The 19,996-nt window shown below is 40.5% G+C and carries 22 protein-coding genes; 9 read left to right on the top strand and 13 right to left on the bottom strand.

What is annotated here, in order from left to right; genetic code table 11:
* Positions 1-125: 125 nt before the first annotated feature.
* Positions 126-1,178 carry a tocopherol cyclase family protein gene (locus JUI58_RS20915; RefSeq protein WP_204105754.1) on the bottom strand — a complete coding sequence of 351 codons (1,053 nt, stop codon included), beginning with the start codon at positions 1,176-1,178 and terminating at the stop codon, positions 126-128.
* 347 nt (positions 1,179-1,525) lie between these two features.
* Between JUI58_RS20915 and JUI58_RS20910 the strand changes: the two genes are divergently transcribed.
* Positions 1,526-2,092: a hypothetical protein gene (locus JUI58_RS20910; RefSeq protein ID WP_204105753.1), complete on the top strand. Its 567-nt coding sequence runs from the start codon at positions 1,526-1,528 to the stop codon at positions 2,090-2,092.
* 14 nt (positions 2,093-2,106) lie between these two features.
* Here JUI58_RS20910 and JUI58_RS20905 read toward each other — a convergent pair whose 3' ends face one another.
* On the bottom strand, positions 2,107-2,814 hold the full coding sequence (locus JUI58_RS20905; RefSeq protein ID WP_204105752.1) for a Uma2 family endonuclease: 708 nt from the start codon (positions 2,812-2,814) through the stop codon (positions 2,107-2,109).
* A 232-nt stretch (positions 2,815-3,046) separates the two neighbouring features.
* On the opposite strand from JUI58_RS20905, the gene JUI58_RS27140 reads away from it, so the two are divergent.
* Complete coding sequence (locus JUI58_RS27140) at positions 3,047-3,181, top strand: hypothetical protein (RefSeq protein WP_275414385.1); 135 nt, start codon at positions 3,047-3,049, stop codon at positions 3,179-3,181.
* Here the strand turns inward: JUI58_RS27140 and JUI58_RS20900 are convergent.
* Positions 3,178-3,438 carry a hypothetical protein gene (locus tag JUI58_RS20900; RefSeq protein ID WP_204105751.1) on the bottom strand — a complete coding sequence of 87 codons (261 nt, stop codon included), beginning with the start codon at positions 3,436-3,438 and terminating at the stop codon, positions 3,178-3,180. The two genes, JUI58_RS27140 and JUI58_RS20900, sit on opposite strands and share 4 nt — an antisense overlap.
* 144 nt (positions 3,439-3,582) lie before the next feature.
* Here JUI58_RS20900 and zds point away from each other — a divergent pair, with 144 nt between their 5' ends.
* From zds to JUI58_RS20875, 5 genes are all read left to right on the top strand, one after another.
* Positions 3,583-5,019 (top strand): 9,9'-di-cis-zeta-carotene desaturase, encoded by a 1,437-nt coding sequence (gene zds / locus JUI58_RS20895; protein ID WP_204105758.1) that lies wholly within the window; start codon positions 3,583-3,585, stop codon positions 5,017-5,019.
* 72 nt (positions 5,020-5,091) lie between these two features.
* Positions 5,092-5,538 carry an SRPBCC family protein gene (locus JUI58_RS20890; RefSeq protein ID WP_204105750.1) on the top strand — a complete coding sequence of 149 codons (447 nt, stop codon included), beginning with the start codon at positions 5,092-5,094 and terminating at the stop codon, positions 5,536-5,538.
* A gap of 44 nt (positions 5,539-5,582) precedes the next feature.
* A complete protein-coding gene (locus tag JUI58_RS20885) occupies positions 5,583-6,353 on the top strand; it encodes a hypothetical protein (RefSeq protein WP_204105749.1) in 771 nt (256 codons plus the stop codon).
* Positions 6,354-6,442: 89 nt separating this feature from the next.
* Positions 6,443-7,783 carry an AAA family ATPase gene (locus JUI58_RS20880; protein ID WP_204105748.1) on the top strand — a complete coding sequence of 447 codons (1,341 nt, stop codon included), beginning with the start codon at positions 6,443-6,445 and terminating at the stop codon, positions 7,781-7,783.
* Positions 7,784-7,786: 3 nt separating this feature from the next.
* Positions 7,787-8,722: a DUF4435 domain-containing protein gene (locus JUI58_RS20875; protein ID WP_204105747.1), complete on the top strand. Its 936-nt coding sequence runs from the start codon at positions 7,787-7,789 to the stop codon at positions 8,720-8,722.
* Between the two features lie 93 nt (positions 8,723-8,815).
* On the opposite strand, the gene JUI58_RS20870 is transcribed toward JUI58_RS20875, so the two are convergent.
* The 3 genes from JUI58_RS20870 to hflX all read right to left on the bottom strand — a co-directional run bounded on the left by JUI58_RS20870 (position 8,816) and on the right by hflX (position 12,154).
* Positions 8,816-9,808 (bottom strand): type IV pilin-like G/H family protein, encoded by a 993-nt coding sequence (locus JUI58_RS20870; RefSeq protein ID WP_204105746.1) that lies wholly within the window; start codon positions 9,806-9,808, stop codon positions 8,816-8,818.
* A 201-nt stretch (positions 9,809-10,009) separates the two neighbouring features.
* The gene (locus JUI58_RS20865) at positions 10,010-10,402 is read right to left on the bottom strand and encodes a RidA family protein (protein ID WP_204105745.1); all 393 of its coding nucleotides are present in this window, start codon (positions 10,400-10,402) and stop codon (positions 10,010-10,012) included.
* A 30-nt stretch (positions 10,403-10,432) separates the two neighbouring features.
* A complete protein-coding gene (gene hflX, locus JUI58_RS20860) occupies positions 10,433-12,154 on the bottom strand; it encodes a GTPase HflX (RefSeq protein WP_239121617.1) in 1,722 nt (573 codons plus the stop codon).
* A 104-nt stretch (positions 12,155-12,258) separates the two neighbouring features.
* Here hflX and JUI58_RS20855 point away from each other — a divergent pair, with 104 nt between their 5' ends.
* Positions 12,259-14,115, top strand: coding sequence for a ShlB/FhaC/HecB family hemolysin secretion/activation protein (locus tag JUI58_RS20855; RefSeq protein WP_204105744.1), 1,857 nt, complete (start codon positions 12,259-12,261; stop codon positions 14,113-14,115).
* 45 nt (positions 14,116-14,160) lie between these two features.
* On the top strand, positions 14,161-16,725 hold the full coding sequence (locus tag JUI58_RS20850) for a CHAT domain-containing protein (RefSeq protein WP_204105743.1): 2,565 nt from the start codon (positions 14,161-14,163) through the stop codon (positions 16,723-16,725).
* A 34-nt stretch (positions 16,726-16,759) separates the two neighbouring features.
* Here the strand turns inward: JUI58_RS20850 and JUI58_RS27135 are convergent, their stop codons facing one another.
* The 7 genes from JUI58_RS27135 to JUI58_RS20820 all read right to left on the bottom strand — a co-directional run bounded on the left by JUI58_RS27135 (position 16,760) and on the right by JUI58_RS20820 (position 19,889).
* Complete coding sequence (locus JUI58_RS27135; protein ID WP_275414384.1) at positions 16,760-16,888, bottom strand: DUF6760 family protein; 129 nt, start codon at positions 16,886-16,888, stop codon at positions 16,760-16,762.
* A gap of 8 nt (positions 16,889-16,896) precedes the next feature.
* Positions 16,897-17,274 (bottom strand): phage tail assembly protein, encoded by a 378-nt coding sequence (locus JUI58_RS20845; RefSeq protein ID WP_204105742.1) that lies wholly within the window; start codon positions 17,272-17,274, stop codon positions 16,897-16,899.
* The gene (locus JUI58_RS20840; RefSeq protein ID WP_204105741.1) at positions 17,264-17,605 is read right to left on the bottom strand and encodes a phage tail assembly protein; all 342 of its coding nucleotides are present in this window, start codon (positions 17,603-17,605) and stop codon (positions 17,264-17,266) included. The genes JUI58_RS20845 and JUI58_RS20840 overlap by 11 nt, the downstream gene beginning before the upstream one ends.
* Before the next feature lie 69 nt (positions 17,606-17,674).
* Positions 17,675-18,265: a phage tail protein gene (locus JUI58_RS20835; RefSeq protein ID WP_204105740.1), complete on the bottom strand. Its 591-nt coding sequence runs from the start codon at positions 18,263-18,265 to the stop codon at positions 17,675-17,677.
* Between the two features lie 69 nt (positions 18,266-18,334).
* Positions 18,335-18,805: a phage tail protein gene (locus tag JUI58_RS20830; protein ID WP_204105739.1), complete on the bottom strand. Its 471-nt coding sequence runs from the start codon at positions 18,803-18,805 to the stop codon at positions 18,335-18,337.
* Between the two features lie 58 nt (positions 18,806-18,863).
* The gene (locus JUI58_RS20825) at positions 18,864-19,349 is read right to left on the bottom strand and encodes a phage tail protein (protein WP_204105738.1); all 486 of its coding nucleotides are present in this window, start codon (positions 19,347-19,349) and stop codon (positions 18,864-18,866) included.
* Between the two features lie 66 nt (positions 19,350-19,415).
* Positions 19,416-19,889 (bottom strand): phage tail protein, encoded by a 474-nt coding sequence (locus JUI58_RS20820; RefSeq protein ID WP_204105737.1) that lies wholly within the window; start codon positions 19,887-19,889, stop codon positions 19,416-19,418.
* Positions 19,890-19,996 lie beyond the last annotated feature (107 nt).

The following is a 19,996-nucleotide window of genomic DNA, read 5'->3' as shown; positions in this document are numbered from 1 at the left end:
TAGCCCTAATTATTCAGAGCAATTTTGTACATTAGCCCTAATTATTCAGAGCAATTTTGTACATTAGCCCTAATTATTCAGAGCAATTTTGTACATTTGCAACTTTGAGATGCACCCGTAATTTCTTAGTGCATCCAAGATTCATCCCAAGGTTTACCGCCAATTTCTAACCCGCAAACCGAACTATTTGCTTGCAAAATTACTTCTCCTCCTCGCTTGCGTAATTCTAATTTTAAATCTCCTCTCATCGTGTCTTGGCAACAAAATATTAATCCTGATTCTGTGGGCGCTCTGAGGGGTATTCCCCGGCGATCGGTGCTGCCAATGAGTTCTACTTCATATTCGGAATTTTGCGCCTGCATTTGCCATTTTCCCCAAGGTTCAATCTGCCATTTTATGCTTGCATTCCAAGGAACAAACTCGTAGAATTTTCCTTGATAATGAATGCCAATTAATCCCACTGATTCCATCCACCACATTACTTTTCTTCTTCCTCCTCCTGCGGTTAAAGCCAGGTCGTTTTCTCCTGCAAAGACATTACAGTTTAACCAAAACCATTTCTGAGGAAAAGAATTTCCCCAATTTTTTTCACTATAAGCCGGAGCATCAGTAAAATAATATCTTTGCTCATTCCAATCGATCCATCCTGTTGCTAAACCATGCGCCATTAAAATTTGCCATCCCGGTTCAAAAATCGGAAAACGAGACAGCCAACCGGCGGTAGATTGTTGGGGAGAATTGGCATTTCCCCAGCCATAAATAGGTTGAATGGTATATTGCCAGCGACAGTAAAATTTGGTGGCTGGATCGCGAATAAATCCTTGATTGAGAACATCTGTTGCTTGATATCCTTCCTGAATATTTTCGGTAAATTCTTCGGGATCGAGTTCTTGAGGAGGAGTATCTAAATCTCTTTTTCGCCAATGTCCTAAAGCCAGGCGATCGCGATCTGCCCAAAATAATTTAGGATCGGGAAAAGTGCGCCATAAATACTCATCATTTGCCCCTAATATTTGTGCCGATCCACCACTATATTGCCCTCCCAAGGGATCTTCCAAGGAATACATAAAAGCAAAAGTCTGTTGGAGTTGAGGCAGGGTAACGCGATAATACCAACCTTCAAAAAAACGTCGGCTGATTCCATCCCAATGATAACCATAATGAGGATTCTGAGGCATTTTAATTCTTATTTCCTGATTTTAGTATAGATAGAAATTCCGCCGCGATCGCCTCTCTCAATAGAGAGCAGGTCAACTGTGTAAGAACAAAAAAACTAAGGAGGGATTACAGATTATTATTTAGCAGTGTCTAAATTTTCTCCTCTCATCCCTATATCTATTCTGCCCATTTGTCAAGTAGTTCTTTTGTTCAGCAGGTTTGACCTGCTCCCTTTCGATCTGCCTACTTTTGGGTTGTCCGATTATGTTATGGGTTAGAATAGTAAGTTGTGAGATGGCAACATCTAGCCTGTCAAACAAAAAGCCCAACGCGCAGAAAACATTAACTTTTCAAAGGATTCAGAAACATGGAACTCTTATTTTATATAATTCTTTGTGTTATAAGTGCAATATGGACGGTTAGTATAGAAGAGGAAAAACCAAGTGTTGGTGATGTTATTGGCGGTTCTGTCTTAATATTTATTCTTATGTGTGGAGTTATACTTGTAATAGGATTACCTCTATTTATTCTTCTAGAAGTAGGAGCTTTACCCGTATCTATCGGAAATATATTGTCTTTTCTAATCATTGCTGGTCCTTTCTTCGTGCCAATTTTTAGCTACTGCGTCAAAAACTCACCTAAAGATTATACACCTAAAAAAAAGCCCAAGGGTCCGCCAATTTATAATCTTCGTTTTGATATGGATCTGTATTTTAAACATGGCTATCAAGAAAGTGATGGGATTTGGTATTTAACTCTGAGAGGACAACTTACTGCTTATTTCACTTCAGGAATGGATCGGGGAAAAGTGTATAGAGGGAATGAAATCACAAGTGTAGGAACCGGGTATTCTGAATCTACGGCACTTGCAGACGCACAATATAAATTCAACTTGGAGGTGGAGCGTGCAAAGAAGAACATGATGAATCTTTAAATAATTTGCTGAATTCAAGTCTCATCTGGGTTGATGCCATTTTCGATGAGCAATTGTCTGAATCGTTCGGCTCTTGCTTGTGCGGCTTCTTTTTCTAGCCTTTCCTGTTCTTCCCGTTCCGTTGAAGTTGGAATCCAATTCAGGGAATCGTCGTAAAAACGCAACCATAAGCGATCGATTCTCTTATGATTTCCTTGCCACAGTCCCAATCCTAACCCCAATTCTTCTAACCACAAGCGATTATCGGTTATTTCTAACTCTTGATATTGCCTACCTTGCAAATGAAATGCTCGAAAAGAATTTTGCGTACGGTCATAAACAACATAATACGGCACTTGCAGAATTTGTTCGTAAACCTCCCATTTTGTGGGATTTCCATCGGGATCTGATTCAACTTGTCCTAAGTCTTGGGCTTGGGTACTGGGGGATAATAACTCCACGACGATAAAAGGATTGACTCCTTCTTGCCAAATGACATAACTCATTCTTAAATCTCGGTCTTCGTAAAGTCGAGGAACTCCCACAACCCCAAACCAATCCGGACGCTTGTATCGTCGCGTGTTGTCCGCATCATAGTAGATGTTGAGATCCATTGCTGAAAATACCTGCTCTGGTGAGTAGGTCAAAGGTTGAAATGTTTGCTCGAGAAGTTCGGCTTGTATGGGATGATATTGGTCGGGCAAACCGGGTTCTCCTACTTCTTCACTCGGTAAATCGTACATGGTGGGCAGGTCTCTCCTCTTGGGGGAGGTTGGGAGTGGGTTCTGCTGCCGAGTTTGGGAAAGGTTAACCATATCGCGATAAAAAGATCGTTTCCCTAATCGTATCGTTAATTTCCCAGTTGAGCGGAGGTTTACTCCTACTTTGTCCGGACAAACTCACAACTTGCTACCCGAGTTGAAGGTCGCATTTTGAGCGATCGCTTCTCCTGCTTCCGAGTCATTTTAAGCCATAATGAGTCAGATCGATTCACAAATTGAAGAGTGCGATCGCCGCAATTACTTCATTCTCAATTTGTTTTGCTTCACTCTCAATTCTTTGGATAATTGTTTGTTTTGTTTTCTGAATATTGAATTATTGTTAAATTAAGTAAAGAGATTAACTTGTTCTACTAACCAAGGATCTGTAGGTTCTCCATCTTTGCGTTTGAGTTCAATTTCCACAACCATCGCTGCTACTGCTCTTGGTGGTGCAGGTTTTTGATGAAAAATAATCTCGTATTCGTCGGGGTCTTCATTGCGCTCTAATAGCCAATCACGAACCTTCAAGGTACAAAACATAGATTGTCCTTGCTCAAACATTCGCGTGATTTGCATTCGTAAAGTGTAGGGATTAATTCTACCCATAATTCCTTCCTCTAAATCTTGGTAATTTAATTGGTTGTGTCCTGTATTTTAGCCTGTATTTTATCCTGTGCGGCGATCGCCAGCGTCACAACTTCCCCCCGATCCATTAAAATATGTAAAGGAAAAATTAACAGGATAAAGGGAATGCGGGTTGCGATCGTTGGCGCAGGACTAGCAGGAATGGCAACCGCGATCGATCTAGTCGATGCGGGTTGCGAGGTGGAAATCTTTGAATCTCGCCCTTTTGTGGGGGGAAAAGTAGGCAGTTGGGTCGATCCCGAGGGCAATCACTTGGAAATGGGGTTGCACGTCTTCTTCGGCTGCTACTACAATCTATTTGAACTAATGCGGAAAGTGGGGGCGATCGATAACCTACTCCTCAAAGACCATGTACACACCTTTATTAACGAAGGTGGACGCATTGGGGAATTGGATTTTCGCTTCTTTACCGGTGCCCCTTTCCACGGTTTAAAAGCCTTTTTTACTACCTCCCAACTCAGCGCGATCGATAAAATTGCTAATTCCCTCGCCTTGGGAACAAGCCCCATTGTACGCGGTTTAATCGACTTCGAGGGGGCCATGAAAGCCATCCGCGATCTCGACTCGATTAGTTTTGCCGATTGGTTTCGCAAACATGGGGGCAATAATAGCAGTTTAAAACGGATGTGGAACCCCATCGCCTATGCGTTAGGATTCATCGATACAGAAAATATTTCCGCCCGATGTATGCTAACTATTTTCCAATTCTTCGCTGCCAAAACCGAGGCCTCGGTTTTGCGAATGTTAGCCGGTTCCCCTCAAGAATACTTACACCAACCCATTCTCGACTATTTAGAAGCACGTCACACTAAAATTTACACCCGTCGTCGCGTCCGAGAAATTCACTATAGCGAAGAAAATGCGCCCCAAGTCACGGGCATTACTGTCGCCAATGGGGACGCAGAAGAAACCATTACCGCAGATGTCTACGTTGCTGCTTGTGATGTCCCCGGTATTCAACGCCTCCTACCTCAATCTTGGCGAAAATGGTCGGAATTTGACAATATTTATAAATTAGAAGCGGTTCCCGTAGCAACGGTTCAACTGCGCTTTGATGGTTGGGTAACGGAAATGAAGGATGCCGAAAAACGCCGACAACTCAAAGAAGCGACTGGACTCGATAACCTTCTTTATACTGCCGATGCGGACTTTTCTTGTTTTGCTGATCTTGCCCTGACCAGTCCGAGGGATTATTACAAAGAAGGGCAGGGTTCTTTAATGCAGTTAGTTCTCACTCCTGGAGATCCTTTTATTAAAAAGAATAACGAAGAAATTGCCAATCATGTCCTTGCTCAAGTGCGACAACTGTTTCCCTCAGCACGAGAGTTAAATATGACTTGGTATAGTGTGGTTAAATTAGCACAATCTCTCTATCGAGAAGCGCCTGGGATGGATGCTTACCGACCTAATCAAAAGACGGCGATCGCCAATTTCTTTTTAGCAGGAAGTTACACCCAGCAAGATTATATTGATAGTATGGAGGGAGCCACTATTTCCGGACGCAAAGCCGCTAAAGCGATCTTAGAAACTATCAAACAATGAGGTGAAAGGCAAAAGGCAAAAGTCAACAGGCAAAAGGCAACAAGTAAAAACCAATAATCAATAATTAAATCAATGACAGATTGGCTCGAACATAGTGTACAAATTGAAGTGGATGCCCCTATCGATCTAGTATGGGGCTTGTGGTCAGATTTAGAACAGATGCCTCGTTGGATGAAATGGATCGACTCAGTAACAATTCAAAAAGATAATCCCGAGCTTTCGCGGTGGAAATTAGCAACAACTGGATTAGAATTTACCTGGTTATCTCGTATTGTCAAACTCGTTCCTAACCAAATTATTCAATGGGAATCTGTTGATGGTTTGCCCAATCGTGGGGCAATACGCTTTTACGATCGCCAGACAAGTAGTATAGTCCGCTTGACAATTGCTTACAATATCCCAGGGATTGTCGGGCAAATAATGGATAATTTGTTTGTTGGTCGCGTTGTTGAATCTACAATTCAAGCAGATTTAGAACGATTTCGGGAGTACACGATACGGGTTCAAAACGAGTTTTAGTTTTACAAAATTTTACAACAAATCTGGCGTTTATTGAAAAGCTCATGGAATCACTCGCATATACATATTCTGCACTTGCTTGGGAGGAAGAAACTCCAGAATTGAGAAAGGTGAATTGGGTGGGGGTAACTTCTACATTAGCTATTGTTGCTTCTGTTAATTCTGGGGTTGCGTATAGCAATGAAATTCATGTTCCTCAATCTTTTGATACACCAGATTCTAGTGAATTAGTCTCGGAGTTTTCGGATGATTCGGAGTTTGATTATTCTGGGTCAGATTATTCTAGAGCAATAAATGACAATATGGTATCGCCGGAAATATTTACAGCAGAAGTTTTCAACTCAGAAGTAATACAAACAAATTTTACGGAATCTGCCGCGATCGCGAGTGAGATTGCACCTCCAGAAACTATATTTCAACAATACAGTCCAGAAACAAACTCGGCAGATTTTTCACCTCAGAAACAAACCAAATCTAACTTAGCTCAAAATCAAAAGAATATCAATGCAGAAAATATAGAAATTGCCAATAAAAGTTATGGGTATTATCCTCGCCCCTACTATAGTCGCACGAAAATACCAGAAAATCTCAAGATTTCTCCCTTTAATTTAGTTTACCGCGCTTATAATGGCGGCTTTCAAGATTCCGGAATCCCCGGTTTTAAAAGTTTAATGACTTCTACTAAATCAGGAAAAATAGATGCAACAGATTTGATTCGTGCAGGTATTATTCAAGGACGATTAACAACTCAGGATTTATACGATCCAGGTTACGTGAATGCGGTTCGTGCTTATCTGAAAGATTTGCGGGGTTAACTTGCAGATAGGACTGCGATCGCGCCTCTGTTGGCAATCTTGCATTGGCAGGGTTATAATAGAACTATTCAGATTATCTCAGGCAGATTATGCTGTTAGAAGAACGGAAAAATACCCTTGGGGAACAAAAGAACGAAAGTTCGCTAAAGTCGTTTTCGATTTACGGCTTATTTGGCTATAAAAATATTAAAATTCCCCTTGACAAAAAAACTCTAATTATTATTGGCGAAAATGGTTCTGGCAAAACAACTATTCTAAGTATAATCTATTATTTTTTGCTTGGAAAATTTGATAAATTGTCAAATTTCGATTTTGAACGCATCATTTTTGAGTTCCAATCTGGAGAAAGTAGTGAAATCAAGAAAAAGGATTTAGCTAATTTATTAAGCCAGAATAAAGTAAGTTTGCGAATTAGTGCATTATTATCGGCATTATCGGCCTTATCAAAAAGAGATGGAATTAAAGAAGACGTTAAAGAAATTACTCATAAAAAAAACGACCTTGATCTTAAGGATATCTTCAATAATGATCCTGATGAACTAACACAAATAGAACAAACAAAAAAAATAATTGAAAAAAATATCAATAATGTACTTCTGTATTTTCCAACCTATCGAAGAATCGAAGAAGACCTAAAAAATTTAGGAAGTAACTCCTTAGATAATAAAGATTTTGATGTTAGTTTAATTCAATTTGGAATGGAAGATGTACAGGAAATATTTAACAAAATAAAATTAGAAATTACGAACTTTGCTCTAGGACTATATTCTAAGTTGACAGGTGATATATTAACACAAATTATTAAAAGCGATACAATTACACAAGATATGAGAGCTAAAATCAAACCTGATATTCTAGAAATTATTTTAAGTCGTGTAGGAGAGCAAAACATTTCAAAAGAAAGACAAGAAGAAATCAAATTGTTAATAAAATCAGGTGAAATTTACGAAAATAAAGAAAATAAATACGATCAACTTATTTATTTTTTATCCAAATTGGTCGATCTATATGAACCACAGAAAGTAAGAGATGAATCAATCAAGAACTTTGTTTCTATTTGTAACAAATATTTTGAATACTTTGGTTATTCAGATAGAAAACGATTGGTTTATGACGAAACTATTGCAGATATTTATATGCTACATATAGCAAAAAATAAAAAAATAGATCTGAAAGATTTATCCTCTGGAGAGAAACAAATTTTATCTTTATTTACCAAAGTTTATTTAGAATTAAATGATGACTTTATTTTTATCATTGACGAACCTGAATTATCTCTTTCTCTTGAATGGCAAAGATTGCTACTTCCTGATATTCTGAGATCGGGAAAATGTAAACTTCTCATCGCTGCAACTCACTCTCCATTCATTTTTGATAATGAACTAGATGCGTATGCAGATGATTTAGATACTTTTACAACACTAAAATAAACAATGGTAGAACAAGAATCGAGAACAAGAACACTCAGACAAGAACGTTGTAATCCTACAGTATTATTTACAGAATTTTCAAGATCATATCGTGATAATACATCGAAAATATTTTGCTTTTTTGAAGGTTACGATAGTCAGTATTATGGAATTCGAGTAAAAAATTTTACTCGAAAAGAGTCAAATTATTTTTATTGTGATGGAAAACAAGGTGTTCTTAAGATTCACAAAATGATTTCTCTGCGAGAGAAATATAATGATGCTATGGTTGCTTATTTTATCGATCGCGATTTCGATCCCTCCATACATACAGAAAATAATGTAGAAAAATACGCAAATATTTACGAAACTCCTTGTTATTCAATCGAGAATTTCTATACTTCTCTTGATTGTTTTCAAGAGATACTAAGATGCGAATTTAACCTATCCGATCTAGACGATGATTTTTCAAAATGCAGCCAACTTTACCAAAACCGACAGCAAGAATTTCATAATATTGCTGGAATACTCAATGCGTGGGTTGCTTTACAGAGAGCGAAAAAAGCAGAAGTAAATTTAAGTGATTTTAAATTGGATAAGTTTATACAAGTTAGTTTAGAAAGTATTGGAAGCACCTATAATGTAGAGATTCTAGCTGGCAAGTTTTCTGAATCTGCAACTTTAACAGAAGATGAAATCAATAATAAATTAAACGAATTATGTTCTCAAAACTGCCAGAAAAGTTTTCGAGGAAAATTTGAACTTTATTTTCTCTATAAATTCTTAGATGCTCTTGTTTCAGATGCCAATCAAAAATCACCAAAATATTTTTCTGAAAAGCTCAAGGTTTCCTTTCAATTTAGCCCTAAAACAATGATTTCTGACCTCTCTCAATATGCAGATACTCCAAATTGTCTTATTTACTATTTGGAAAGATATAAAAAACCAATATTTATTTGATTTTGTCAAGTATTTTTGTAAATCTTAATGATCTGCGATCGCCTCGGCCTCAACTTCCACCAACAGATAGCGATCGCCAAGATAAACACAAAATTAAAAGCGATCTTTCCAAATTGTTTCTAAACGTTGATCTCCTACTGTAATGCCATCACAATCAACGCTTTTTCTTCCCAATTGGGTTGGAAGACCTTGCCAAGTTGGATTTTTTCCTGTTGTTGTTTTTGATTGGCAAGAAGCTGCGATCGGAACAAGCTCACCATCAACTAAAGTTACACTAACAATCATAAGATAAGCAATTTTTCGCTTTACTCGTGGTGTGGCCAAAATATTAATAATAGTAGGTCTATCTTCTGGCGTTCCAATAATTTCATACTTGTAGCTTTCAGTTTGTGAGGGAATATCTGTATCTAATTGGACAAGATTAGTAGTAAAGTATTTGTTCTTTTTATAAAAATTTTGTTGGGCTTGATTAATAACTCCCGTACTCCATTGACCTTCAGGATAAACCCATTTATTAATAAAATTCAAAGGCTGATCTCCTATTGTAATACCATCACAGTTAAGAGTTTTTTCATCGATTTCAGTGGGAAGATTGCCCCAAGTTAGATTTTGATCCATTAGTTGTTGTGATTCACAAACAATACTAATAAAAACAATATCCCCATCTATTGCAGTCTTACCAACAATTCCTAGATTGGCTTTTAGTCCACGGTGTAATGGTGTAGCTAAATTATTAATAATTATCGGTCGATCTTCTGGTTTTCCAGCAATTTCATACTTGTAGTTCACAGTTTTTGGTAAAAGTCCTAAACCGATTAAACCTAGCTGAGTTATATCTGTGGCATAGTACTGATTCTCTAGATAAAAAGCCTGTTGAGCGCGATTCATTGCTCCTACATTATTACGAGATTCAGATATACGAGTACGAGAATGTCCCCTCCTTCCTAAAAATTGAGGAAGTATTAATACAATAAACAACCCACAAACGATCGCAATGACTAACAAAATAAACCAAACAGAACCATTTTCGCGATCGCACCGACTTTTGAGATATTGTAGAAATTTAATTGGAAACTCTGATTTCATCAAATTTTCTCCTCTTGCTCTCATTTATCTATTTTCAGCGAGAGAAAAACAAGACATTAAAAATATATTCCTAGGGAAAAGAAAGTTGCTCCTTTATTAAGTTTGTTTGTCTCTTGTGCTTAAAATTAACTTACCCAGATTTTCAATTTTCCTGTCATTTCTGCCAAAATTTATTGTATAATCTCTCTTAAAAGCAAAAAATTAAGACTCGATCGCGATCGCCTCGGCCTCAATTTCCACCAACATATTAGGATCAACCAAGCGACTCACCTCAACCATTGTAGAAGCGGGACGAATCTCTGCGAAAAACTCCCCATGCGCCCTTCCGATCGCCTCCCAGTTGTCAATATTTGTAACATATATTCGCGTTCTCACGACCTCCTGAAGACTAACTCCTGCTTGTTGCAAAGCTGTTTTGATATTGTTCAGCGTTTGCACGGTTTGCGCGTAGGGATCGCCAATACCTACGATAGTGCTATCTTCATCCGTCGCCGTTGTTCCAGAAACATACACCATATTTCCTACGCGAACCACCCGAGAATAACCCACAATTGATTCCCAAGGTCGTCCGCTACTAATATTTTGTCTTTTCATGTTCTTTGTTGTTGGTTTATCCGCTACCGATCATCCATTCCACTGTACCAATTGTACGAGTTTTTGGCGTAAAGTTTCCAAACCAATGCGATCGCTGGCGGCAATAAATAGGGCTTGAGGATGTTCTTCTTTTGCTCTTTCTAAAGCATGACTTTCAACCCGATCCAACTTATTAAAAACTAAGAGAATTGGACCCGGTGTTGAAGGCATTTCCGATAGAATTTTCATTACCGATCGAATCTGATTTTCCCATGCTGGATGAGAAAGATCGACTAAATGTAAGAGTGCATCTGCTTCCGTTACTTCCTCCAATGTCGCCCGAAACGCATTCACTAAAGCGGGAGGAAGTTCGTGAATAAATCCTACTGTATCAGTTAGCAATAAGTTAAACGGTTTTCCTGTTTCGGGATGGTTAACCGCTAAACGTCGTGTAGTAGGATCGAGGGTGGCAAATAAGCGATCTTCTGCATAGACCTCTGCATTAGTCATGGCATTCAATAAGGTCGATTTTCCTGCATTAGTGTAGCCGACGATCGCCACACTAGGAACGTCTTTATCTTGGCGTTTTTGGCGCAGGCGCGATCGGTGTGCTTGTAACTCATTTACCTCTTTTTGCAGGCGTGTCAAGCGTTGTTGAATGGTACGGCGTTCGGTTTCTAACTTAGTTTCACCGGGTCCTCTCGTACCTATTCCTCCTCCTAAACGAGACATGGCTAAACCTCGACCTGTTAAACGAGGTAACATATACTCTAACTGTGCTAACTCGACTTGCAATTTTCCGGCGCGAGATTGGGCGCGTTGAGCGAAAATATCTAAGATCACTTCTGTGCGATCGACGACCCTAACGCCGATTTGTCGTTCTAGGTTGCGGGTTTGGGCGGGGGAAAGATCGCGATCGAAGACGACTAAATTAGCCCCCATTGTCTGCGCGGCTAGGGCAATATCCTCAACTTTTCCCGCCCCGACAACGGTTTGGGGATGGGGTTGAGTGCGTTTTTGTGAGAGAACTTGCAGCACTTCTCCTCCTGCGGTATCCACTAAGCGCTCTAATTCTGCGATACCATCGGCAAAGGCGCGATCGCTCATTTTTTGCGTTTGTAGCCCGATAATGGCGACGCGATCGCGATCTGCGTCAACATCTAGGGCAATATACTCTCGGCGAAATTCTTCTTCAAGTCCCTCAACTAAATCGAGAAAATTTTGCTGGGTTAAAACATCAAGACTTAAAGGAGGAGAAAGCTGCCAGTAAATCGGCTCGCTGTCATTGCGATCGGGGCGATCGCTTTGAGGGATAAGATGGGCGTAATAGGTTTCTTTCACATACCCTGTAGCCCCGCCACCCCGTCGTTCAAACCCCGATCCTGTCAAGTTTATGACCACCAAAGCATCTAAACGCTGCATGGCCATGGCTGTCAAACTGGCAGTATGGGGAGATTCGGACTTTAAGTTAGTGGCAATACAGCGAATACCGCACAAACGTTCCGCACCATAACGAGGAAGTTCGAGTAGGGGAATTTGGGTTTCGCGGGGGGTTCCCACTCCCACTCGCATCACTTGTCCTCGACGGTTAACATAGGCACAGATATTTTCTTGAATTTCTGTACTAATTGCCGCGAGACGTTGGGCAAATTCGGGAGTTGTCAAGCAGTCTTGGGGTAAGCGTTGTTGATAAAGACGCTTAAGCTGCTTGGTTTGACTGGTTTTGAGTCCTTTTAGATTGCCGTAGATGGTTTCGATAAGCGCATTCTCCAATTGGTTTCTACTCTTTTAATTTTAACCAATTTCTGGAGAAAATTTCTGGATTGAATTTCTGCTATAGTTTAAGATAAAATTCTGCTCGATCTTCAGGTTATATCATGCCAGTTGCGATCGCCTCTCGCTTTGTTCGTTATATTGTTGTCGTCAGCACGATCGCTTTACCTTTCCATATTATGCTTAATCTTACGGTTAAAAAGGTAATGGCTGTAACTATTGTGCCAAAGAAAGAAATAGAATCATCTTGGCGATCGCGATCTTTCAATCTCCAAGAAGATAGAGAAAAAATAGCAGCGTTTTCTTCTATTTTTAATCGCGAAAATGTTTTACAATCTCAAATTATTTCTCCAGATGAACCCCCTTCTACAAACCCTTTACCCGAGCCAAAAATCCCTCGCCTTCCTCCTCCTTCAGAACTTCTTACTCCTCTAGAACCAACTTTAGAAAACCCCGAACTTACTCCAGAGGAAAATATTCCTGGAACGATCGAAGTTCAAAGTTTTGAAGTAATTGGCAGCACTATATTTAGCCAGGAAGAATTAGCGGAAATTACCAGAGAATACACTAATCGTCCTATTTCTTTTGCGGAACTATTACAAGTTCGTTCTAAGATTACTCAGTATTATCACGATCGCGCTTATATTACAACTGGTGCTTTTATTCCACCGCAAAATAGTCAGGATGGTGTTATTCAAATTCAAGTCATTGAAGGAGAAATTGAAGAAATCAACATTCAAGGAACAACACGACTCCATCCTAACTATATTCGCAGTCGTTTGGGAATTGCCGTCCAACCACCTCTCAATGTGAAACGCTTGCAAGAAGCCCTCCAACTCTTACAACTCGATCCTTTAATTGAGAACCTTTCTTCTGAGTTATCAACGGGGACAAAAATAGGCTCAAATATCTTAGAAGTTGAGGTTAGAGAAGCAGATAGTTTTAGCGTACAATTGCCTTTTAGTAACTCTCGTTCTCCAAGTGTGGGTAGCGATCGCCGAGGAATTAATATTATCGAAGGAAATGTATTGGGTTTGGGAGATAGTCTTGCTCTGGGGTATAGTAATACGACGGGCAGTAATGGGTTTGATTTTAGCTATACATTGCCTTTAAATCCTTATAATGGAACTGTGCGTCTTGCTTTGGGAAATACATCGAGTACCGTCATTGAAGAACCTTTTGATATTCTGAATATTCGCTCCAAATCTAGTTATTATGAAGTAACATTGAGGCAGCCGATTCGACAAACACCGTCAGAAGAGTTTGTTATGGGTTTGACATTTTCTCATCAAACTAGCGCGACAACACTATTAGATATTCCCTTTCCTTTATCTAATGGTGCGGACGATGATGGGGTAACAAAATTATCGGTTTTGCGGTTTTTTCAAGAGTGGACAAAACGCAGTGAACGAGAAGTTTTAGCTGCTCGTTCTCAGTTTAATTTAGGGGTTAATTGGTTTGATTCTACCCAAAATAATGAGGCTCCAGATAGTAATTTTTTCTCTTGGCAAGGACAATTTCAATGGGTAAGATTGTTGGCAGAAGATACTTTATTTGTCCTGCGAGCAGATTCGCAAATTAGCGATCGCCCTATGTTATCATTAGAACAATTTGCGATGGGGGGACAAGAAACTGTTCGAGGTTATCGTCAGGATGTTTTATTGGCAGATAATGGAGTGGTAGCAACAGCAGAACTAAGAATTCCCCTGGTGCGAGTTCCCGAAATTCAAGGCTTATTACAAATTGCTCCATTCATTGATTTTGGTCTGGGTTGGAACAATACAGAAGATAATACTCTTGACACCAATGTTATTAGTTCTGTTGGGTTAGGATTACGATGGCAGCAATGGGAGCGTTTACATATCCGTCTTGATTGGGGTATTCCTTTAACCAATCTCAATTCCACTCCAAATACTTTGCAGGAAAATGGGCTGTATTTTTCAATTAATTATCTATTCTAATTAACTCTCAACTAACCACTAACCACTAACCACTATACACTAACCATGAAACGACTATTTAAAAACTCAATTTGGAAGCAGATAAAATGGGGACTTTTAGCGATCGCCGTTCTAATTCTTTCCTTACTCCTCACCCCTCCTTCGATTGTAGCGAATCCTTTTCCCAGTAGCGCGATCGCCCTCGAACAGCAAGGAAAGACACTTTATCAAGCTGGACGTTATGCTGAAGCTGCTGCTATCCTGCAACAGTCCCTACAAGTCTATCAAAGCCAAGGAGATGAACTCGAGGAGGCCGCGATCTCGAGCAATCTGGCTTTAACTTATCGCCAAATGGGAGAGATCGCCACAGCAGAAGAAGCGATCGCCGACAGTTTAGAAATTCTGCAACGCATAGATGCAAAAGGACGCGATCGCATTTTGGCGCAAACATTAAATATTCAAGCCAGTTTAGAATTAAGCAAAGGACAGCCGGAAAAGGCGATCGCCTTATGGAAACAGGTTGCAGAGATATACCAAGTTTTAGGAGACAAGGAAGGGAAAATTCGCACCCAAATTCATCAAGCCACCGCGATGCAATCAGCCGGATTATTTCGCTTGGCTTTAAAAACTCTCGAAACCGTTAAAACTCAGTTAGAGACACAACCCGACTCTATTACCAAAGCCCTAGGATTGCGATCTTTAGGAGATACCCTGCGTTTAGTGGGAGATTTGGGCAAATCCCAAGACAGTTTAAATGAGAGTCTCTCCGTCGCCAAAAACCTGCAATCTCCCCAAGTTCTCAGCAATATTCTCCTGAGTTTGGGCAATCTTGCACGAGTACAAAGAAACACCGATGAAGCCCTCAATTTCTATCAACAAGTTGCCGATCTTTCCCCTTCACCCCTAACCAAAACCCAAGCACAACTCAATCAATTCAGTTTATTAATTGAACAAGAAAATACCCAAGCCGCCAGAAATTTACTCCCCCAGATCAATGCAGAGATAGAACAATTACCCCTCAGTCGCGCCGCCATTTATGCCAGAATCAATTTGTCCCATAGCTTAATGCAGCTTTCCCCCTCAGAATTCGCACCAACCAGCGCCCGAGAACTGGCGATCGCCACTCAACAGGCTCAAACATTGGGAGACGATCGCGCCCGCGCCTATGCTTTAGGATATCTCGGCCAAGTCTACGAACAAACCCAACAACTGGATGCAGCCCTAGACCTCACTCAACAAGCCTTAATCGTCGCTCAATCCATCGATGCACCCGATATTACCTATCGTTGGCAATGGCAGCTAGGAAGGCTTTTAAAAGCCACTGGAGGCGATCGCGCGGGGGCGATTTCTGCCTATCGCGAAGCCGTCAATACCCTGCAAACCCTACGAAGCGAACTAGCCGCGATTCAATCGGAAGTCACCCACTCAGATTTACAATTCTCCTTCCGAGAAAGCGTCGAACCCGTTTATCGGGAATTAGTGAGTTTATTATTAGAACCTAAAGAAGGAACAGCCAGTCCCGCAGACATCGAACAGGCACGTAAAACCATTGAATCCCTGCAATTGGCGGAACTTGATAACTTCTTCCGATCGGCGTGTTTGAATGCAAAACCCGTCAATGTCGATCGCATAGATCGCAAAGCCGCTATTTTCTATCCCATTATTCTCAGCGATCGCCTAGAAGTCATCCTCAGCTTACCGGGGCAATCTTTAACCCATTATGCCACCCAACTCCCCAAAAAAACAGTCAATCGCACCGTACAGAGCCTTCGCATTTCCCTCACTCAAGCGAATAGACTTTCCTTTCGGCACAATGCAAAAGAAGTCTATGAATGGTTAATTCGACCCATTGAGGAGCAATTGGCGCAAAGTCAAGTCGAAACCCTTGTTTTCATACCCGATGGCGTATTGCGAGGGATTCCGATGGGGGCGCTTTATGATGGCGAACAGTTTTTAATTGAAAAATACGCGATCGCCGTGGCTCCAGGGTTAGAATTGACCGACTCGGGGGCATTACAACGGGAAGAAATTCGCGTACTCAAAGCCGGAGTTTCCCTTGCCCGCCAAGGGTTTAACGCCCTGCCTGGGGTTGAAGTCGAACTAGCAGAAATTAGCGATCGTGTTGCGGGACAAGTGCTACTCAACGAGAATTTCACAGAAGCCACCGTTCAAAAGGCGATCGACTCTGCTCCCTTTCCTATTATCCATTTTGCCACTCACGGAAATTTTAGTTCTAGCGCAGCAGATACTTATATTCTCACATGGGACGATCGAATTAATGTTAACGAATTGAGCGAACTGTTACGCACGGCTGGATTGGGGGGATCGAAGGCGATCGAGCTTTTAGTGTTTAGTGCCTGCGAAACCGCAAGCGGCGATCGGCGTGCAGCCTTGGGAATTGCTGGGGTTGCAGTGAGGGCGGGCGCTCGCAGTACAATGGCAAGTTTATGGTTAGTGAATGATGAAGCAACTTCGGAATTAATGCAGCAGTTTTATTCAGAGTTACTGAAAGAAAAAGTGACTAAAGCAGAAGCATTGCGCCGCGCCCAAATCACGATTTTAAAGAATCCCAAATATAACGGACATCCCTATTTTTGGGCTCCATTTATTTTGGTGGGTAATTGGTTATAAAGATTTAAAACCAATGTTTAAACCCAATACAATTCTATCCCATCAATTGATTAATTTGCTCTATCCATCGCTGTCTTTCCGCGTGTTCTAATTGTAGAATATCCTCTAACGGCCAGTGAAAATTGAGAGCAATATAGGCTATCTCTTGGTATAAGCGATCCAAGGGATAGCCTATGACTCCCCCACTGCTAACATTTCCCCTCCCCAGCCGTTAATTTGATTATAAAAACTTTGTAAATAATCAGAATCTATTAAAAATAAATCTTCAAGAATCGCGATCGAAATAGTGGATAATTCCTCCAATTGAACGATCGTGCGGGACAAGACAACCAACATTCGATAAGCGGGATTTTCCAACACGAGAGGATGTTTCTGAATAATAATTTCATCGGCTCCCGTTGCCAAGCGCATACTCCCAGTACGATATAAGTTGCCCTCTTTGTCGATTAAACCCTTCGGGAGGGTAAAATTGTATTTTGTAGAAATCATAATTGGCGATCGGTGGTTTTCCTCGTTGTTGTAACACTTCTTATCGATCTTAGTCTTCATTATCCTGTTCTTCTGCCGATTTTTGTGGTTCTTCCTCCTCCTCTTCCAATTCGTTGATTTTCCGATAAAACTTTTGTAAATAATTCAAATCTGCTACAAAAAGTCCCTCAATAGTTGCAGGGGAAATATTATCTAAAGCACCAAGACGAGTAATCACGCGAGATAAAATAATTGCTGTTGCATAAGCAGGATTAGTTTTCACCCGAGGATCTCGCATGGGGACAATTTCATCGATCGCCCTTGCCAAACGCATGACCCCCGTGCGATGAAGATTACCCTCTGTATCTATGTATCCTTTAGGAAGGGAAAATTCAAACTCGGTTTGTATCATTAACTAAGATAATGGGATGAATTAAAATAAGGCGCGATCGCCCTTCTTGAGATTAGATTGAAATTACCTTTACAAACTAAAAAGTTGAGCCGATTTATAGTTCAGATCGCTTGCTTCTGCGGAGGATTTACTCGACAGTTCAGTGCGATAAAATTCATCAACCGCTAATTCAAGTTCCTCAATAATAAAATCATTACTATTGGCACTTAAAGAGCCAATAGTATAACTAATCGGCCAAGCACCCGTGAAACTATAACGAGCCATTTCAATCCCCCATTGATTATAAATGACAATATCACCATCGCGGTATTGTTCGCTCCATTGTCCTTCCTCTATGGTCTTAAACCAATCCCATAATGTTGTCGTTAATGTCAAACCTCGCTTGAGAGTAATGTTATCACTCTTAGTATTTCCAGGAATTTTGGTTCTCACGACTCGACCATAATTTGTTCCATTCGCTCCCCATTTTTGCGCGGTAACTTCGGCAATTTCAACAACATCATAACTGCGTTTAAATCCCGAACATTCCGTGAAAAAAGCATCCACAAGTCCTGAAGCATCTACAAGGAGATCGACGTAAAAACGATTGCTAGTTAGGACTTCTGGTAAAGCATAGAGTCCTGTTAGTAAAGAGCTTTCTTGAGAATTACTGAGTGTCATAATTGTATGATTTGTTATTTGTTGTTGCCTGTTGCTTGTTGCCTAGCGCTACGCGCTATATTTATGATTTTACGAAATTCGTTTCATTGTTTCATAAGAAAATTCTAGCGTTTCTTCATAGAGACTGGCACTATCAACGGAAAATTGAGAGCATTTGTAACTAATCGGAAAAAGCCCATTCAAATCCCAACGCGCACCTTCACCTCCTCCTTGATCGTAGACGATAATACTTGCAGTTTTCTTTGTTCCACCCAATAATGTTGCTCCTCCGATAAAGTTAGACGAATGCGAATTTTTGTACCAATTGTAGAGACTGCTATCCTCTGCCGATCCGACAAAGGCGATCGTAATATTGGTTGTATTGACACCCGTAACTGTAGCCTGCATAAAACTCATAGCATATTTACCTGCTCCATGAGCATTACTGTCCTCCGTTGCTTCTAAAGAAGAACCAAGACCGCTTACACTTTTAATATATAAATCTGAATAAATGCCATCAATATCGACATAAAATCGAGAATTGGCTAAAATTTCTCCCATTGTATCTTGCCTCGCATGAAAAATTTTTCAAGTAAAAATCCTCTGAAAATCATAGAAATTAAAAGAAAGAAGCAGGATTGACTCTTTCGATATCTTCACACACAATGTCATAAGTTTCTTTAACGAACTCATTACCATCTGCGGCAAGATCGGAGACAGAATAACTTTGCGGCCAAGCATTCTTAATATTCCATTGTAAAACCGCTTTATCAGAACTGTTATAAGCCGTTAATGAGCCGCTTTTGCGATACAGTCCCCAATAGCCAGAACCCCCTTCACTGATTGGCATACACCTTTTATACCATGTATACCAATCCATATCTCCTTTAACCAGATATACCTCAATTGAGATATTGGGGTTATTTTGACGGCCTGCTGTTGATTGCCAGTAATTCATCGTATACTTTGAGACAGAGAAAGGTTTATCTTGTCCCGATATTTCTCCTTCAAATGCAATTTCTCCCACGCTTGCCACCATTTTTTCCGTTAGTCCATCAAATTCAATATAGAATCGACTGGTGGGAATAGGTTTTAGTTCTGCCATATTTTCCTCCAAATGAGTATTGGCTACTCTTGCAATTTTAATGAATAGCCAATAATCCATAACCCGTTATGCTGTGCGAGACAAGTTTTCGTAGGCAAAATCCAATGTTTCTTCGTAAAGAGCCGCATCTTCTGCTGACAGTGAAGAACCTTTGTAACTCACGGGAAAAACTCCTGTAAGAACCCAAGTAGCAGCTTCCTCTCCCCCTTGATTATAGAGAGAAATTGTACCTGTTTTGCGTTCCCCTTTACTCTCACTTCCTCCCCCCACATATTCAGTAGAGTGAGAGGAATAGTACCAATCGTAAACGCGCTTATCTTCAGCAGTGCCGACAAAAGTAATGGTTAGGTTGGAATTACTAACGCCAGTTACTGTTGATTGTACGGCACTTTTACCGCCCTTGGTGACACCATAGGAAGCATCAGAGCCAGCTAACTCGATGGTGGCGCTAATGCCGCTAATGCTCTTAATAATTAGATCGTCGAGTCCGTCAATGCTAATGTAAAACTTGGAACACGCGAGAATCTCTCCGGCTGCCATTGTTTTGCTCCTTGTTAAAAGTGGAAAAAAAAGTAGAAAAATGCGATCGCCAACACGCAACAAGTTTCATCTGTGGGGGGATCTTAGGGAAAATCCCTCCCTATATA

The sequence above is a fragment of the Spirulina sp. CCY15215 genome, from assembly GCF_016888125.1.
GTDB lineage: Bacteria > Cyanobacteriota > Cyanobacteriia > Cyanobacteriales > Spirulinaceae > CCY15215.
This window is presented reverse-complemented; position numbering and strand designations above follow the sequence as displayed.

Bases quoted from the DNA above. Each gene is read 5' to 3' on its own strand.
- JUI58_RS20910 (WP_204105753.1), top strand. From the start codon at position 1,526: ATGGAACTCTTATTTTATATAATTCTTTGTGTTATAAGTGCAATATGG.
- JUI58_RS20850 (WP_204105743.1), top strand. From the start codon at position 14,161: ATGAAACGACTATTTAAAAACTCAATTTGGAAGCAGATAAAATGGGGA.
- JUI58_RS20830 (WP_204105739.1), bottom strand. From the start codon at position 18,805: ATGGGAGAAATTTTAGCCAATTCTCGATTTTATGTCGATATTGATGGC.
- JUI58_RS20835 (WP_204105740.1), bottom strand. From the start codon at position 18,265: ATGACACTCAGTAATTCTCAAGAAAGCTCTTTACTAACAGGACTCTAT.
- JUI58_RS20870 (WP_204105746.1), bottom strand. From the start codon at position 9,808: ATGAAATCAGAGTTTCCAATTAAATTTCTACAATATCTCAAAAGTCGG.
- JUI58_RS27140 (WP_275414385.1), top strand. From the start codon at position 3,047: ATGAGTCAGATCGATTCACAAATTGAAGAGTGCGATCGCCGCAATTAC.
- JUI58_RS20825 (WP_204105738.1), bottom strand. From the start codon at position 19,349: ATGGCAGAACTAAAACCTATTCCCACCAGTCGATTCTATATTGAATTT.
- JUI58_RS20855 (WP_204105744.1), top strand. From the start codon at position 12,259: ATGCCAGTTGCGATCGCCTCTCGCTTTGTTCGTTATATTGTTGTCGTC.
- zds (WP_204105758.1), top strand. From the start codon at position 3,583: ATGCGGGTTGCGATCGTTGGCGCAGGACTAGCAGGAATGGCAACCGCG.
- JUI58_RS20840 (WP_204105741.1), bottom strand. From the start codon at position 17,605: ATGATACAAACCGAGTTTGAATTTTCCCTTCCTAAAGGATACATAGAT.
- JUI58_RS20845 (WP_204105742.1), bottom strand. From the start codon at position 17,274: ATGAAGACTAAGATCGATAAGAAGTGTTACAACAACGAGGAAAACCAC.
- JUI58_RS20885 (WP_204105749.1), top strand. From the start codon at position 5,583: ATGGAATCACTCGCATATACATATTCTGCACTTGCTTGGGAGGAAGAA.
- JUI58_RS20865 (WP_204105745.1), bottom strand. From the start codon at position 10,402: ATGAAAAGACAAAATATTAGTAGCGGACGACCTTGGGAATCAATTGTG.
- JUI58_RS20900 (WP_204105751.1), bottom strand. From the start codon at position 3,438: ATGGGTAGAATTAATCCCTACACTTTACGAATGCAAATCACGCGAATG.
- JUI58_RS20875 (WP_204105747.1), top strand. From the start codon at position 7,787: ATGGTAGAACAAGAATCGAGAACAAGAACACTCAGACAAGAACGTTGT.
- JUI58_RS20915 (WP_204105754.1), bottom strand. From the start codon at position 1,178: ATGCCTCAGAATCCTCATTATGGTTATCATTGGGATGGAATCAGCCGA.
- JUI58_RS20905 (WP_204105752.1), bottom strand. From the start codon at position 2,814: ATGTACGATTTACCGAGTGAAGAAGTAGGAGAACCCGGTTTGCCCGAC.
- JUI58_RS20890 (WP_204105750.1), top strand. From the start codon at position 5,092: ATGACAGATTGGCTCGAACATAGTGTACAAATTGAAGTGGATGCCCCT.
- JUI58_RS20820 (WP_204105737.1), bottom strand. From the start codon at position 19,889: ATGGCAGCCGGAGAGATTCTCGCGTGTTCCAAGTTTTACATTAGCATT.
- JUI58_RS20880 (WP_204105748.1), top strand. From the start codon at position 6,443: ATGCTGTTAGAAGAACGGAAAAATACCCTTGGGGAACAAAAGAACGAA.